General features: G+C 43.3%; 16 protein-coding genes and 2 tRNA genes. 1 reads left to right on the top strand and 17 read right to left on the bottom strand.

Annotated features, from left to right (window positions below; translation table 11 throughout):
- Positions 1-74: 74 nt before the first annotated feature.
- Positions 75-1064 carry an alginate export family protein gene (locus tag CRENPOLYSF2_RS01535; RefSeq protein ID WP_336469710.1) on the top strand — a complete coding sequence of 330 codons (990 nt, stop codon included), beginning with the start codon at positions 75-77 and terminating at the stop codon, positions 1062-1064.
- A 73-nt stretch (positions 1065-1137) separates the two neighbouring features.
- Here the strand turns inward: CRENPOLYSF2_RS01535 and CRENPOLYSF2_RS01530 are convergent, their stop codons facing one another.
- The 17 genes from CRENPOLYSF2_RS01530 to CRENPOLYSF2_RS01450 form a co-directional block, all read right to left on the bottom strand.
- Positions 1138-1476 carry a cupin domain-containing protein gene (locus CRENPOLYSF2_RS01530; RefSeq protein WP_087142210.1) on the bottom strand — a complete coding sequence of 113 codons (339 nt, stop codon included), beginning with the start codon at positions 1474-1476 and terminating at the stop codon, positions 1138-1140.
- 121 nt (positions 1477-1597) lie between these two features.
- Positions 1598-2170 carry a hypothetical protein gene (locus CRENPOLYSF2_RS01525; RefSeq protein ID WP_087142209.1) on the bottom strand — a complete coding sequence of 191 codons (573 nt, stop codon included), beginning with the start codon at positions 2168-2170 and terminating at the stop codon, positions 1598-1600.
- A gap of 45 nt (positions 2171-2215) precedes the next feature.
- A complete protein-coding gene (locus CRENPOLYSF2_RS01520) occupies positions 2216-2872 on the bottom strand; it encodes an SIMPL domain-containing protein (protein ID WP_176370991.1) in 657 nt (218 codons plus the stop codon).
- Positions 2873-3087: 215 nt separating this feature from the next.
- Positions 3088-3324: a two-component regulator propeller domain-containing protein gene (locus tag CRENPOLYSF2_RS01515; protein WP_087142207.1), complete on the bottom strand. Its 237-nt coding sequence runs from the start codon at positions 3322-3324 to the stop codon at positions 3088-3090.
- 21 nt (positions 3325-3345) lie between these two features.
- Positions 3346-4407: an AI-2E family transporter gene (locus tag CRENPOLYSF2_RS01510; RefSeq protein WP_087142206.1), complete on the bottom strand. Its 1062-nt coding sequence runs from the start codon at positions 4405-4407 to the stop codon at positions 3346-3348.
- A 54-nt stretch (positions 4408-4461) separates the two neighbouring features.
- Positions 4462-5928, bottom strand: a complete 1467-nt coding sequence (locus CRENPOLYSF2_RS01505) for a lipopolysaccharide biosynthesis protein (protein WP_087142205.1) — start codon at positions 5926-5928, stop codon at positions 4462-4464.
- A 90-nt stretch (positions 5929-6018) separates the two neighbouring features.
- Positions 6019-7146 (bottom strand): sodium ion-translocating decarboxylase subunit beta, encoded by a 1128-nt coding sequence (locus tag CRENPOLYSF2_RS01500; protein ID WP_087142204.1) that lies wholly within the window; start codon positions 7144-7146, stop codon positions 6019-6021.
- A 33-nt stretch (positions 7147-7179) separates the two neighbouring features.
- The gene (gene oadA, locus CRENPOLYSF2_RS01495; RefSeq protein WP_087142203.1) at positions 7180-8967 is read right to left on the bottom strand and encodes a sodium-extruding oxaloacetate decarboxylase subunit alpha; all 1788 of its coding nucleotides are present in this window, start codon (positions 8965-8967) and stop codon (positions 7180-7182) included.
- Positions 8968-9006: 39 nt separating this feature from the next.
- A complete protein-coding gene (locus CRENPOLYSF2_RS01490) occupies positions 9007-9246 on the bottom strand; it encodes an OadG family protein (protein WP_087142202.1) in 240 nt (79 codons plus the stop codon).
- Positions 9247-9683: 437 nt separating this feature from the next.
- Positions 9684-9757: transfer RNA gene (locus CRENPOLYSF2_RS01485), tRNA-Cys, on the bottom strand.
- A 46-nt stretch (positions 9758-9803) separates the two neighbouring features.
- Positions 9804-9878 (bottom strand) — tRNA-Gly (locus tag CRENPOLYSF2_RS01480).
- A 54-nt stretch (positions 9879-9932) separates the two neighbouring features.
- Complete coding sequence (locus CRENPOLYSF2_RS01475) at positions 9933-10511, bottom strand: hypothetical protein (protein WP_087142201.1); 579 nt, start codon at positions 10509-10511, stop codon at positions 9933-9935.
- 401 nt (positions 10512-10912) lie between these two features.
- A complete protein-coding gene (locus CRENPOLYSF2_RS01470; protein WP_087142200.1) occupies positions 10913-12508 on the bottom strand; it encodes a hypothetical protein in 1596 nt (531 codons plus the stop codon).
- 142 nt (positions 12509-12650) lie between these two features.
- A complete protein-coding gene (locus CRENPOLYSF2_RS01465) occupies positions 12651-13457 on the bottom strand; it encodes an ABC transporter permease (protein WP_087142199.1) in 807 nt (268 codons plus the stop codon).
- Positions 13454-14188, bottom strand: coding sequence for an ABC transporter ATP-binding protein (locus CRENPOLYSF2_RS01460; RefSeq protein WP_087142198.1), 735 nt, complete (start codon positions 14186-14188; stop codon positions 13454-13456). Before CRENPOLYSF2_RS01460 ends, CRENPOLYSF2_RS01465 begins: the two co-directional genes overlap by 4 nt.
- A complete protein-coding gene (locus tag CRENPOLYSF2_RS01455; RefSeq protein WP_087142197.1) occupies positions 14185-15147 on the bottom strand; it encodes a PQQ-dependent catabolism-associated beta-propeller protein in 963 nt (320 codons plus the stop codon). Before CRENPOLYSF2_RS01455 ends, CRENPOLYSF2_RS01460 begins: the two co-directional genes overlap by 4 nt.
- Positions 15147-16349, bottom strand: coding sequence for an ABC transporter substrate-binding protein (locus CRENPOLYSF2_RS01450; protein WP_087142196.1), 1203 nt, complete (start codon positions 16347-16349; stop codon positions 15147-15149). Before CRENPOLYSF2_RS01450 ends, CRENPOLYSF2_RS01455 begins: the two co-directional genes overlap by 1 nt.
- Positions 16350-16437 lie beyond the last annotated feature (88 nt).

The raw sequence follows: 16437 nt of genomic DNA, 5'->3' as shown, positions 1-16437 counted from the left end.
TTACGTGAAACTTGTTTATGGGGGCTGTTATTCGACATTTAAAGAGTGACTGAGTACTAGGCAAATATTCCACCATCGCCGATCCACAGCAAAGCGAGCTTAACCAGTTATGGCTGAGTTATAACGGCATACCCGATACGATTATTAAGGTGGGACGGCAACGCATCAAGCTGGATGACGACCGCTTTATCGGTAACGTGGGTTGGCGACAAATGGAAACCACTTATGACTCGGTGTTGCTCACTCACAATAATCAGCAGTTGTTTGGCTTGGTAGTCAATGCCGGTTATATCGGTAATGTACAGACCTTTACCGGCACCACGGAAAATATCGAGGCGCCGTTTTTAAACGTCAATTATAAGATGGGGGATTACGGCAATGTGATCGGTTATGGCTATTGGTTAGATTACACAGAAGCCGATACCAAGGATGCAGCGGGTAATCCATCGGCCAGCAATACCAGTGAAAAATCCAGCCAAACCTATGGTTTGCGTTTTGCCTGTTGTGCCAAGCCACTTGATTCCATCAAAATCAGCGATAATTTTGGGCTGGCGTACACAGCAGAATGGAGTTATCAAACCGATTACGGCCACGGCAAAACCGATTATGAGGCGCACCGGTTTAATGTCATGGGTGGCTTTAGCGCCTATAACGTGATGTTCCAGGGGGCGGTGGAACAGCTGAATGGTTCGGGTAGAAACAAACATTTTGATACCCCTCTGGGCACTAACCACGCTTTCCAGGGATGGGCGGATTTATTTTTGGTTACGCCTAACAATGGTATTCGTGATGTGTTTGGTACGGTAATGGTACCGTTCCAACGCGGTGATTTGGTGGCAACAGCGACTTATCACAGTTACTCGGATGATACCGGGCAACTGGATTATGGCGATGAATGGAATTTTCAGCTGGTACAGAAATTTGGCAAACATTATTCGTTGCTGGCTAAATATGCTTATTACAATGGCGGAGCTGATGCTGCCTATAATAAACCCAATTCGACTGATCCTGCACCCAGTGCTGATACCCAGAAAATTTGGCTATCAGCTAATGTGAACTTTTAAATCGATATATTGCGTTGATACACAAGCAGTAGGCTGGATTAATTAGGGTACATATCCAGCCTACCAAACGGATTTACAACTTTAAGGCTTTTTTAATGGCCAACTTAACGCGAACATAGGCTTGCGTCAGGGCATTGCCATCTAATTTATAATGCTTGTGCAAAGCTTGCTTCACTTCCCAACTACCGGATAAACCTGCTGGAAACGTGACTAAATCACCTTTGCCAAAGCTTACCGGTGTACCACCTGTTGGGGTGATGACACATTCGCCCGCCAAGATATAAGCGATTTCTTGTTCTGGAAAGTCCCACGGAAATACAGACACTTCTTTTTCCCAGGTTTCCCATTTAGTAACGCCCAAGGTATCTAAACGGGCTTGGGCTGGATTTTTTTCGACGATAATTTGCTTCATGCGGGTTTCTTATAAAAAAATAATGAACCGCTATTTTAGCGTATGGCGGCTTTATTGATACATAAACTTCAAAAAAACAATATGGCAGAGCATCGCTACTTAGCAATATACGCTGGGGATATTAATGACTGTTTTTTAATCTCTCTGCATCACTTTTAGCACTTTCAGCAGCACTCTGCGCTGTTTTTGCGGCTTGCAGGGCGCTTTCGGCATCGCTTTTGGCACTTTCAGCGTCTTTTTTTGCTTGCTCGGTTTCATATTTCAGTTTTTGCATTTCTTGTATCACCGCACCAGAGCCAATGTCTTGTTGCAAACCTGGGTAACCACTCGGTCTTTTAATGTCATAAACAATACTGTACTGTGTATAGCCCGCATCCCCCGCTATATACCAACTGCTTTTATGATCGTGTTTTTGAGCATTGTTTAAATATAAGCGAACACTATTTCCTGGCTTAAGCTCAGCACCACTTGGCCATTTTGCTGTAACAGAATTATAGTCGCCAAAACTGATATAGCCATTGATTTTATCTTTATGCCTAAGACTATATCTTGATGTATGCGGAGAAAAACCAACACTTTGTTTTCCTTTATACAAAACAGCACCTGGCGGGTCAGAACGGTAGGTAATATCAAGCGTATCTTTTATTATTGTGCTGGTAGCGCAACCACTTAACAGGCTAACAAGCAAAGCCATGTATTTCCTCATTGAGCTTGCCCATTTGCTAGGTGATCAAAATTATTATTCAACACTAAAAATCACCTCCACACTCACCGTCACATCTTGCTCGCCCACTTGCACAGGTGTTGGTCGACTACTGGATTTAAGCTCTAAATCTAAATTAACATAAGGTATGGCGGTGGGGGAAATACCACTACCTTCACTGATGTGCATCGCCTTACCCAATTTAACACCGGCTAATTTAGCGTATTGCTGCGCTTTAGCATGTGCATCTTGATAAGCTTTTTCCCGTGCTTGAATCAGCGCAGCGGTGGAATTATCAACGGAAAAATTCAGGCCTTGTACCCGTGCTGCATTACCACCAGCTTGTACAGCGGCATCAATAACCACACCAGCTTTATTAACATCACGCACACACACTAGCACTTGGTTAGTCAGTTGATAGCCAATAATCTTGCTGTCGTTACCGTATTCCGGTGACAACGCCACATAACTGGTTTGCACATCTTTTTCTGCTACACCCATACTTTGCACGGCATCCACTAAAGTCTGCATAGCTTTAGCCGCTTGTTCGCGTGCGGCTTTTGCGGTTTTAGTATGCACTTCAATCGCCAAACTCACATCGGCTTTATCAGGACGAACCGATACCTTTCCCTGGCCATTAACATGAATAGAGCTTGGACGATGCTCGAAACCTTCGGCATGTGCGACAGACATAAGGCTAGCTCCAATAAATACAGCGACAAATAAACGTAAAGATTGATGCGTTATCATACAGATAGACCTCTTTATGTAGCCGTTTCAATTCAATTAATAACCGGTTCTTAAGACTTGATAAGCCTGGGTTTGACGTAATTTCAGTTACTACTCTTTCAGGATTGAACGCATACAAACCGGCAGTAGTAACGCCAGTTCCAATGTAAATAATGCCATTATATTCCTCGCGCATAATCTATACTACCTTTGCCTTTGAATACACTACCAAAATTTGATAGCGCTTGAGTATTCATGTTCAGTCGATAAAGCAGCGCATTAGGCGATGTCCCCAGCCAAATATTACCTTGGTGGTCTTTTATCATATTCCAAACATACTGCTCACTATCAAAATCAGCCAGTTTGATTAGATTTTGCGTGGTTTTAGTGTATTTGTATAACGAGGCTTTCGGCATCTTACAAAAATTTATTGCCTCTTAACTAGACAGGCTTTTTTTAGCCATGTCTTCAGTAGAATCTCGCCAAATAGACATTAATACCGCCATTAATGTAGGGCCTAAAAATAACCCTAACAAACCAAAATTTTCAAGACCACCAAAAATACCCAGTAACGTCCAAATAAACGGTAATTGCACCGAGCCGCCAATTAATAAAGGACGCACATAATTATCTGCCAGCAAAATAACCACTACGCCAAATATACCCAACGCGACACACGCGACCATACTGCCTTCGGCCATTAATATCAGTACGCACGATAACACAATAATTTTGGCTGCAAACGGGATCATGGCAAATACCCCCGTTAACGCGCCCAAAATTGCCGGATGACTAAAACCTGCAAACGCATAACCCACACCCAGCAATAAGCCTTCGCCGATACCGACTAAGACCAAACCATTAACCGTTGCGCGCACAGCGGCAGTCGCATGGCTAACATAGCGACTACCCATGTCGCCAAACAATTTGCGACTGGTCATATAGATTTTTTGTCCTAGGCTCTCACCGTGTTTATAAACAAAAAATAACACGACCAAGGTTAACAAAAAAGCCAAAAATCGCTGTATCAACAAGCTGGCAAAATGTTGGGTCTGGGCAATAGCACCGCCGGTACTTAACCAATGCAAAGTTTCTTCGGCAGCGGCGGGGCTGCCTATACTTTTCATCCAATAGCCAGTTGCCCAGTCGCCTACCACAGGTAAGGTTTTTAACCAAATCGGTGCGGGAATGCCGGTATTTTTAAGATCAACCGCTATCTGCCCCAGCGATTGTGCTTCATCAATTAAACGACTAAGGCCATAGCCTAATGGTACTAAAATAACCGCGCCAATCAACAAGGTTAAGCCTAAGGCTATCCACGTCGCATTACCTTGAAATGTCGAACCTTTGAGTAGGCGCTGATAGATCGGCCAAGTGGTAACGGCCAATACCACCGCCCAAATCAATAGCGCTAAAAAACTGTGTAATACCCAAGTACCCAGCAACAATAAAATGAAACCGCCAATGAGACGGGCTCTGACTTCTGGATTATTTTTCATAATTTTGTTGGATAGAATATAAAAAAATTAGTCGCCTGGCCGTAATTGTAGGCATTATTTTGTCCGAGCAGGTTTTTCAAACAAGAATACTGTTAACGCATACACGGCCATTAAGCCACTGGCTGGTAGCCACGGTGCAATATTCAGTTTCTGTAAGATCAATTGCTGCCCCAGATATAAATCCACACCCAGCCCGATATAAATCAACACCCGCACTACATCGTAATTAACCGGATAATATCTGCGCCCCAAAAGATACGACAATACGGTCATACCGGCATAACACAACAAGGTTGCCCACGCTGAACCCACATAACCGTACTTAGGAATCCAGGCAATATTTAACAGCACGGTTAAAATAGCACCGGCTAAAGAAACGACGGCTCCCAAACCGGTTTTATCGGTGAGTTTGTACCACAGCGCCAGATTGACATAGATGCCCAAAAATAAATTGGCCAGCAATAAAATTGGCACTACATTTAAGCCAACCCGAAAATCTTTGCCTAAAAAATACTTGAAAAAATCAATGTACAAAGTGACCAGCAAGAAAATAAACATGCAGAAGATCACAAAAAACTTTAATACTTTGGCATACACCGGTTTGGCATCGGTTTTATCGGCATAGGCGAAGAAAAATGGCTCAGCAGCATAGCGAAACGCTTGAATAAACAAGGTCATTAAAATAGACAGCTTGTAGCAGGCGCTGTAAATACCCAGCATCTGCATATTGGTGTGCGTATCGTACGGCAATAAATGTTTAAGCAGTACCCGATCCAGCATTTCGTTAATAATGCCGGTAAAGCCAATAAAGACCATTGGTAAGGAATAACGCCACATTTTAGCAAACAGCACACGATCAAAGCCCCAGCGTATACTTAACAACTGCGGTGATAACAACATAAATTTGCAGATGCTGGCGGTTAAATTGGCTAAAAACACATAACCGATGCCAATTTCTGGGTGGTACAGTTTACTTAACCATAATTGCGGATAAACACTTGCCAATTTTGGCCAATACAGAATAAAAAACAGGCTGAGAATGACAGTAATCAATATCTCAAAGATTTTAATACCCGCAAAGCGCAAGGCTTTATTTTCGGCACGTAACCGTGCAAAAGGAATCGACGCGATGGCATCCAGCGTTAAAATAATAGTGAAATACAGAACGTATTCAGGATGTTCGGCATAATGTAATGCCGGTGATAATCGGCTATTAATAGCCAGTATGCCGAAGAAAAACCCCAGATTAACTAACACAACAAAGATTAATGCGGTGGAGTACGCCGTATCTTTACTGGTATTGTGTTTGTCTCTAAAACGAAAATAGCCGGTTTCAAAGCCTAACAATAAAAATACTGAGAAAAATCCAGCGTAGGCGTAAAACTCAGATACCACCCCGTATTCCATAGCGGAAAAATGGTAGGTAACCAGCGGGACAAGAAGATAATTGAGAAAGCGGCCAAAAATACTGCTCAGGCCATAAACCGCTGTTTGGGAGGCCAGCTTTTTAATGATGCTCATGGTGCGGTTATGCCCTGGCTGCTGTGAAAGTAAGACAAAGTATAGTCGCCATACGAGCTTACGCTACGGTGGCAGCTAGCCACCGTGTGTTTATTTAACCAGATTTAGCAATACACCTGCTGCCACTGCCGAGCCGATAACACCGGCTACATTGGGTCCCATAGCGTGCATGAGTAAAAAGTTGTGCGGATTACTTTCAAGGCCAATTTTATTGGCCACCCGTGCTGCCATAGGTACGGCGGAAACCCCAGCGGCACCAATCAAAGGGTTGATTAAAGTGCTACTAAAACGGTTCATAATCTTGGCCATAATGACACCGGCAGCTGTACCAATCGCAAACGCAACAGCACCTAAGGCCAAAATACCCAAGGTTTCCATTTGTAAAAACGCATCAGCGCTCAATTTAGAACCGACAGACAGCCCCAAGAAAATGGTGACGATATTAATCAATTCATTTTGTGCGGTTTGGCTCAAACGTTCAACTACTCCACAGGCATTCATTAAATTACCCAGTGCAAACATGCCGATGAGTGGCGTTGCTGATGGCAATAACAAAATAGATAACGTCAATAACATCAGCGGGAACACAATTTTTTCAGCTTTGCTGACGGCTCGCATTTGCTTCATCTCAATTCTGCGTTCCGCTTCCGTTGTTAAAGCCCGCATAATCGGTGGTTGTATTAATGGCACTAACGCCATGTAAGAATACGCCGCTACTGCAATCGCACCCAATAAATCCGGTGCAAGTTTTGATGCCACATATATCGCGGTAGGGCCATCGGCCCCCCCAATAATACCAATTGCGGCGGCATCTTTTAAGGAAAATTCCAAACCTGGCACAACATTAAGTGCCAATGCACCTAATAATGATGCAAAAATACCAAATTGCGCCGCAGCGCCTAACAGCAATGTTTTTGGGTTGGCCAGCATAGGGCCAAAATCGGTCATCGCCCCAACACCCATAAAAATAAGCAACGGGAAGATGCCCATTTTAATGCCAAAATACAGGTAATACAGGATACCGCCTTCTTCTGCGATACCAGCAATGGGAATATTGCTTAAAATAGCGCCAAAACCTATCGGTAATAATAACAGCGGTTCAAAATTTTTCTTAATTGCCAAAAATAACAATAAAAACCCTACCAGCGTCATAAACACCTGTCCGCCGGTAAAATTATAAATACCTGTGCTGTGCCAAAGTGAAGTAAGGTTTTCCATGCGTTTTATAATTCTCTGTGTTTATTCTATTGTTTATAAAGAGACTAAAGCATTACCGCCTGCAACAGCGCCGCCGTCCTTAATATGCACTGCACTGACGATACCGGAAAATTTGGAACGCACTTCGGTTTCCATTTTCATCGCTTCCATTACCACAACAATGTCACCTTCGGCCACTTCACTGCCGACAGCCACCATTATTTTTAATATATTGCCTGCCATAGGAGCGTAAATAACAGCACCGCCGGTATTTGTACTGGTCTGAGACACAGCCTGCAAAGGCTGTATATTTAAAGCACCTGCACCACCTGGCCCTACCGATACATTAAAACTTCTACCATCCACATTAACCAAATAGGTTTCTAGTGCGCTGTGTTTAGTTATCGCTTTGGCAATCGGTAACGGAGCGATTTCTACTGCTGTACCAGGCTTAGGTTCAAAGGCTGCCGGATTACCACGATTAACCAAAAACTTCCAGCCAACTTGTGCAAACATACCGTTAATCAAGGCATCTTCTTCTATATTTTCGGCAAGTTTCACACCCTCAGCGTGCGCTTTTTCTTGTACCTCGGCAATCAATTTGTCCATTTCTGGGGCAATAAGATCAGCGGGGCGGCAGGTAATTGGCTTTTCTCCGGCTAACACCTTGTCTTGCAAGGCTTTATTAACCGGCGCAGGTGTCGCGCCGTATTCACCTTTTAACACGCCGGCGGTTTCTTTGGTGATGGTTTTGTAGCGCTCACCGTTCATCACATTCATTACCGCTTGCGAACCGACAATTTGTGAAGTCGGTGTCACCAACGGTATAAATCCTAAATCCTCACGCACACGCGGAATTTCTTGCATTACTTCGTCAAATTTGTCGCTTGCGCCTTGTTCTCGAAGCTGGCTTTCCATATTGGTCAACATACCGCCAGGCACTTGCGACACTAAAATACGGCCATCCACGCCTTTTAAGCTGCCTTCAAATTCAGCGTATTTTTTACGAATATCTCTAAAATAATGCGCAATTTCTTCCAATTTTACCAAGTCTAAGCCCGTGGCACGTTCCGTGTCTTCAAGACTGGCGACAATAGTTTCGGTGGCACTGTGACCATAAGTCATACTTAATGATGAAATCGCGGTATCGACATTATCAATACCCGCTTCTGCCGCCTTAATTAAAGTGGCGACACTTAAACCAGTAGTCGCATGGCTGTGTAAATGGATAGGGATATGAGTGCTTTTTTTCAAACGGCTGACTAACTCAAACGCATCATACGGCTTTAACAAGCCCGCCATATCTTTAATACAAATGGAGTGTGCGCCCATGTCTTCAATCTGTTTACCCAGATTCACCCACATATCAATAGTATGTACCGGGCTAGTGGTGTAAGACATTGTGCCCTGCGCATGGGCATCGGTATTTAATACAGCTTTAACAGCGTGCTCAATATTGCGCATATCGTTCATGGCATCAAAAATACGAAACACATCCATGCCATTGACAGCACAACGTTCCACAAATTTATCGACAACATCATCGGCATAATGTCGATAACCCAAGATGTTTTGGCCACGTAACAACATTTGTTGCGGGGTTTTGGGCATGGCTGCTTTTAAAATACGTAATCTTTCCCAGGGGTCTTCGCCAAGATACCTGATACAAGCATCAAAGGTAGCGCCGCCCCAAGATTCAATAGACCAATAACCGATTTGATCAAGTTTTTCACAAATAGGCAACATATCTTCTGTGCGTAACCGAGTTGCTAATATCGATTGATGTGCATCCCGCAAAACAACTTCGGTGATTGCTAAAGGCTGTTTTTTATCGTTGGCCATTCTTTCCATTTCTCCAAGGAACTACAGTGAGCTTGTCATTTATTTATGTTTATTTCTGTGTTGATGCACGGCAGCAGTAATCGCCGCAACAACACTTTTATCAAGGCTGGTGGCAGATAATACCGGTTTGCTTGATGGCGGTATCGGCGCTTCTGGAAAAAAGCGTTGCACCAAGGCGGACATTACATGTATGGCAACTACCAACATGGCTAAAAAAACAAACACAATACCCATACCAACAAACATTAATTCCAGACCAAAACTTAGTTCTTCCGTCATTGTTCAGACCTTGATAAAACACTTAAAAATACTTACAGCTATCAGCACATTATCCATAAAATTCGACTGCTAAACAAACTAAAAGATACGACACAGTCTTGTTTAGCATATTGTCCGGTGTCGTGTTTTAAAACACGACACCGATGAACATTAATTAATAACCGCACAAATTGATATAAGTAGCTGAAATAAATAGAAAAATTATTTATTGCAAAAACACTTTGTCGCTCACTTTTAAAAGGTATGTACGACATGGCTATTGGGCACAATGATCTTCTTTGCTATGAGAGCTAGAATAACGGCGTATATTTCAAAAATTTTGCCCATCTTAAGCACAATAATACCAAATAACTGCATGTATTTTTAATGCACAGGACATAAAAAAACCCGCGAAACCATAGGATTGCGGGTCTTTGTATTTTTTTTGAATTTACCGCTGGAGGCTGCGGCCGGAATCGAACCGGCGTAGATGGCTTTGCAGGCCACTGCATAACCATTTTGCTACGCAGCCGTATTGCGAAAAAAAAAGCCGCGACTAACGCGGCTTTTTTAGATTTTGGAGCGGGAAACGAGATTCGAACTCGCGACCCCAACCTTGGCAAGGTTGTGCTCTACCACTGAGCTATTCCCGCTTGACTATTCGAGTATTATACGTGTTTTTTTACAAAGGTCAAATAATATTTAAATTATTGTACGTCGATACCTAATGCCCAAGCCGTAGTACCTTTACAAGGCCCGTCTTCCACTTGAACTTTAACAAACTGCTTTGCTTGGCCATACGCTGCACTGAAATCAAGCGCAGTGACCGATGTACCTTGTGCCAAGTGTTGACAGGCACCATTTCTATCAGCCTCTTCACTGTCATCGTACGCTGATAATGCACCTGGAACGGCAACTAAACGCACAGTTGCAGAAGGATCATAAGAGTTAGAGCTTTTAAGCGTGTATTTTTGCCCAGAAACCAAATCTTTTATTTTAGGTCCTGTTACAGCATCCGAGCCACCACCGCTCATCATAATAACCACAACAGGAATTGCTACCACGGCTAAAAGCCCATAAAACAACTTTGGATTGCTTTCTTTTAAACTTAATACTGAAGATAGTAAATTACCGCCTGCGTTTTTAACCGAGTCTTCAGTTTTTTTACTTGTCAAATCTTCAATTTTTTCAGCAGATTTACTAACGACTTCTTCAACTGTATTAACGCTTTCTTCGGCGATAGTTGCATTTTCTTCGGTATTGTTGGCGTTTTCTTCGTTACTCATTTCTCATCCTCATGAATTGTATTTTTATTTATTTTATGAGACTTAGCCCAAAGTATTAAATAGCTGCCCGTGAGCCAGCGTAAAAATATCTCTAAAATTTAAGTAAACTCAGCTTGCCCTTGTTATATTACAACCGATAGCTAACAACAATGCAGTTTACTCAATGTAACAACTTAACACGATGAAAAAACTTTTCAAGTGATTTATAGCCCTAATTTAGGATTCTTATAATATAACCGATTTTTTTAACAACAACAGAGCTATTTTAAATGGGTAAAAAATCAATATATTTCTACAAAAAACAAAAATATCAATCACTTATTCTAATTCAATAACACATAAAAATTTATCCATCAAATAGCATATTATTTTGCCAACTGCCCCAGTCGATAGTCACGGCATCATATAAAATCATAGCCTTTTTTAATTTGTTCCGGCATTACTTGCTCGGCAATACGCTGACATTCAAATTGCCAATAGCCTAAGCTTATATTTTTTCTATTTTTCATAATAACAGGAAAATATTTTTGCCCCATAAACACATCGACGACATCATTATCTTCAAACATGAAATAGTCTGTTATGACATAGGTTTTATCCCCTGTTGCTTTTTTGATAGTGTAAAAAATACCTTTTTGTGCCTCGACGTTCTCATCTGTCTGGCGACGCTTACACGTAATCATATCAAAGCGTGACGCTAATAAATGCACAGCAAAAGTAATTTTTCCCGTTTGATTAATAACACCCACTTTATTAACTACGCCTAAAGAACGGCTAGACTCAGGTTCGTCTTTTTTTTTAAAACTAATCAAACTGCCTACCGATAATACATCAGACTCTTTAAATACAGCTGACAGCAACCTGTCGGAAGTAGATTGCGCTCTAATACCTTCTTTATTTTCATGATTTATATCATCATTTACGGACAGCATATTTTTTAAGTCATATGTTGCCGACAATCCAATGGCAATGTATCGGTCAAAGCGATCTGTAAATAAAACGCTACCGTGCAGTTCAATACCTAGCCAGCGTTGTTGTAAATAATACAATAATTCGCGCGGAGCTTTGCTAGGTTGATCCCGTTGTCCAAACAATGGCTTTAAAAAGCCTGAATCGGATTTAAGCGCGGCGTTTTCTTGTTGAGCCATAAACTTATACAACCGAGTCAAATCAAGATAAAGAACAGATGAATCGTTATTAGAATTTATATTTGTTTGAAAATAGGGTGGTTTATCTTCATCTGTAAGAATCATACACTGCTGACTCTGCTGCATAACAGGCGTATGTTTCAAGCTCACCATTTCTGCTATTGATTCTATAAAATCATATGCCTGTGGAATTTGCTTTTGCCTTAAGCCCGTTGCATCAGCAAGACTAAACAGTAAAATTTGCTTATAGCAGTCCTCAGGTGTGTACGCCGTTACCCGTTGTTTAAAATGTTTGACAACATTAACGGAATTATTTTGTGTATTTTCATTCAGCTTATACAAAGAATGTATATCTATCCACACCCAGTCAGGCACTGGCATACGCATAATAAAATGACTGAGTACGATGTGTCCTAATTTTTTAATACATCGCTGTATAGGCAGTGTTGTGTTTTGTCCTTTAAACCAGCCCGCATCTCTGTGGGTTAATTCTTTTAATACCGCCCAATACCCAATAGCACATTGTTTTTGTATCGAAATTAAAACACTGAAAATTTTCTCTTCATTTGCATCTTTAGGAAAGCCGGTTTTTATGAGCCTCGCTTGCAGATAATCTTCAATATTATGTACACTGGGTGTGATTTTTTCTAATACATCCAGCCTGAGTTGACTGGGCATAGCAATCGTATTGAGCTCTACAACAAAATCATGAATCAGGCGTGTCGCCAAACTCAGATTGGCGGTTGGTAATTCATCAAGCCACTGCCGCAAAGATTTTGCTTCAAATTCTTTTAGGCGCTGCGGCTCATTTTTCTGTTTTGGAATCACCAAATAAAAAGAGTTCTTCACATAGTCACCGTGTTATTTCTCCCTACAATGAAAAAAAACCTACCTGTTATAAAATAAGGATTGATAACACCTTCTAACCATTAGTCGATAATTTTTCATAATATCTTAACTGATGTAGATGTGCCGCTGCTTAGCAAGCACATCATCCTGGCCCGCCTTTTTTCACCATCATTCCTTTGGAAGGAGTATAGCCTATGATTGCCGACACCATAAAAACAATGAAAGCCACCAAGGTATAATACAAGGCATGTTGATTTAACTGGCCATACAGCGCAAAACGGATCAGCTCCACTGCCTGTGAAAAAGGATTGTACTGCGCTAAGTTATGCAAAAATACGCTAGACTCTTGTAGTTTCCACAACGGATATAACGCCGTTGACATAAAAAACATCGGAAATATCACAAAATTCATCACACCGGCAAAATTCTCCAGCTGTTTAATAAACGAGGATAATAACAAGCCCAACGCGCCCAACATGAGACCTGACAACAGCAAGGCGGGCAACACATACGCATAGCCCAGCCAAGGCGCTTTAATGTCGTAAAACCAAGCCACCGCCAAAAATACGTACACCTGCAACACCGATACTCCAACCCCAGCCAGCAATTTACTCAACAACAAAAACCAACGCGGCAAAGGGCACACCATCAACACGCGCATACTGCCCATTTCACGGTCGTACACCATCGACAGCGAGCTTTGCATGCCATTGAACAACTGAATCATCCCGCACAAGCCCGGCGTGATATACACTTCGTACAAGATATAAGTCTCATACGGCGGCGAAATCGCAAGGCCTAATGCTGATCTAAAACCGGCGGCAAACACAAACAGCCACACCAGTGGTCTGACCAGCGCCGAGATAAAACGTTCACGCTGGGTCACAAAGCGAAATAACTCCCGCCAGACAATACCCCACAACGCCCGCCAATAATGCAAAATATTCATGCGGCCTCCGTCAGTTTGGTAAATGCGTCTTTGATTTGGCTGGTTTGGGTGAGTGCTAATACGTCAGCCACCGAACCTTTCGCTCTAATCTGGCCTTTGTGCAACACGATGACATGATCCTCAGGGTAAATCTCATCAATTAAATGGCTGGCCCATAGCACAGACAATTGCTCCTCGCACACCAATTGATGCACGTACTCCACCAGCGCGTGGCGACTGGGTACATCCAAGCCCACCGTCGGCTCATCCAGTAATAATAATGCCGGTTTGTGCAATAACGACCTAGCAATCTCCACCCGCCGCCGATGACCACCATTAAGCTGACGAACTTTTTCATGACGGCGCTCATACATATTCAAGCGTTCCAGCTCCTGCTGTATACGCTGATTGGCCACTGATCGCCCTAGCCCATGCAACGCCGTGTGGTAGCGCAGATTTTGCAACACGGTTAAATCCATGTCCAGCGTGGTTTGCTGAAACACCACACCGAGCTTTGCCAGCGCATGGCGGGTGTGTTTTTTAATATCAAAACCGCATAACTCAATGCGGCCTTGGCGGGTATCATACAAACGGGTAATCAGCGAAAACAAGGTGGATTTTCCTGCGCCATTAGGTCCTAACAACACCATACATTCCCCAGGCCGTATGGCAAAGCTGACATTATTCAAGGCTTTTTTATCACCGTAAGCAAAGCTCAGCGCTTCTATTAACAAGGTATTGGTCGCACTCATGGCTTTACCGCAACCCCCCAAGGGTACGTGCCTACGCCAATAGATTTGGTCACCGTCTGGCTGTCCAAGTCAATAATAGACATGTCATTACTGAGCCCGTTGGTAGTATACAAACGCTTTTGATCCGCTGAAAATGCCAGATTCCACACCCGTTGCCCGACCAGCAAATACTTTTCGACTTCAAACGTTTGCGCATTGACCACGGCAACGCGATTGGCAGGGCCTAATGCCACGTAAGCCCGCTTGCGGTCTTTATCGATCAGCACGCCGACTGGCTGGATTTTTTCCGGCGTTACGCCTTGTACGGCAAACTTAATGTTTTTAATGATTTGCCTGGTGTTAGCATCAATAATTGTTACGCTACCGGCCATTTCTGAACTGACCCACAATTGCTGGCTGTCGCCAGTAAACATCACCGCGCGCGGCCTGGCATCCACCAAGGTGTTATCGACAATTGCGTTGGTTTTTACATCAATCCAATGCACCATATTGGTGGTTTCCGAGGCACTAATCACCCATTTGTTATTCGAGCTGACGGTAATGCCTTCCGGCTCTACGCCGACCTTAATCTGCTTGATGGCTTTTTTCTTGGCGATGTCAATCACCGTCACCAACGCATCATCTTCGTTGGAGACATACATGCGGTCGCCTTTGGGGCTGAGCGCAAAGGTTTCAGGATCGTCACCCGATGGCAACTTGCCCAGCTCCTTAAAGGTTTCGGCATCGAATATTTTAATAGTGTTTTCGTCGCTGGTGGCAATATACAACAACTTACCATCGGGGCTTAACGCCAGGCCACGCGGTTTCATCCCCACTGGTAGCGTCTTGATTAACTTGCCTTCAATGGGTTCAACAATGGCTAAAGCATTGTCTTTCTCCAAAGTGACCAACACGCTTTCGGCGTAAGCTGCGCCGCTTAGCAGCGTTAGCAATGCAATTTTTAACACACAGGGTTTCATTATTCAGCACTCCGTTTACATAAGGTTTCGGGTTGGTCATAACCCAGCGTATCCAATTCGGTCTTGGGGTGCAAAAAGCCTTCCAGTGGCGCAACAGACACCATTGACTTTGGCGCGGCCAATAACACCGGCTGGCGCAATTGGCCATCCCAGGATCGGAACGACAGCGGCACGCCTTTATAGCCTTGCAAAGCGAACGCATCACTCAGCAAATAAGCTTTTATGTCTTTCAGAGTATTGGATTTGGTGCGGGTTGCCGCCTCACCTAGCGCCCGTACTGCCAAGTATGCGGCATAATCTTGCTCTTCCATCCAACGGCCAGCAGCTTCTTTAAAACGGTTTTGGATTTGCACTGCGCCCCATTGTTCATGGGTTTTATGCCAGGCCGTAGCAATCAAACCTTGCGTACCAATAACTGGCCTGGCATTCCAGGTACGGTACGCCAGATATTCACCAAATTGAGCCTGTTCATCGGCAACCACCAGCACATCGTAGTCATCAACCTGGGTAAACACCGCAACATCGGATTGCTCAGTACGGCGGCTATCGTAGGTATGTTCCCAGGTTTTTTCGGCGACAATCTCCATGCCAAAGCGTTTGGCGGCGCGTTTGATGGCGGCAGCGTACAAACGGTCTTCTTCGGTTGTCCCTACCACCAAAAACCACTGCTTCCAGCGTTTTTTCATCATGTATTGCGCCAATGCATCAGCACGCATGGCGCGGCTAGGCAATATATGTAGAACTTGGTTTCGACATTGCTCGTTACGCAAACTGTCATCGGACGTTGTCACATCAAACAAAACCGTTTGTTTGGCGACCGGTAAATCAGCAATGGCCAACAACTGTGCAGCAGATAAATTAAGCACCACAAAATCAAACTTACCCGCAATGGCTTTGCTGTAGGTGTCGACAACATTACCATCAACCGGCACAACAAATTTTTTAAGTACAAAAGACTGCTGAGTAAATTGGCCGGTTGTATCGTTATCTTTTATGGCCAACTCTGCGCCAGGCTCACCTTTATTGTCGATAAACGGATCAAGATTGGATAAAGTCGGCGGTGGTGTGAGTTGCTGGGTTAAATAAGCAATATTGATCACTTGCTTATTGCCTTTGGCAACGGCCAAACTGGCATTAAGTAACTGACCGATAATAATTATTTTTATCAGCACCCAAAAATAAGCCCGCATTGATCGAATCATAGTCTACCCTTGAGGAATCAGAAGCCTTTAATTTTAACGGATTCAAGCATCTTTTGTTGCGCTCAATCATCATAAAGTCAATCTAGCA

Source organism: Crenothrix polyspora, assembly GCF_900163755.1.
Lineage (GTDB): Bacteria > Pseudomonadota > Gammaproteobacteria > Methylococcales > Methylomonadaceae > Crenothrix > Crenothrix polyspora.
Note: the sequence above shows the minus strand (reverse complement) of the source record. Positions and strands in the feature narration are given on the sequence as shown.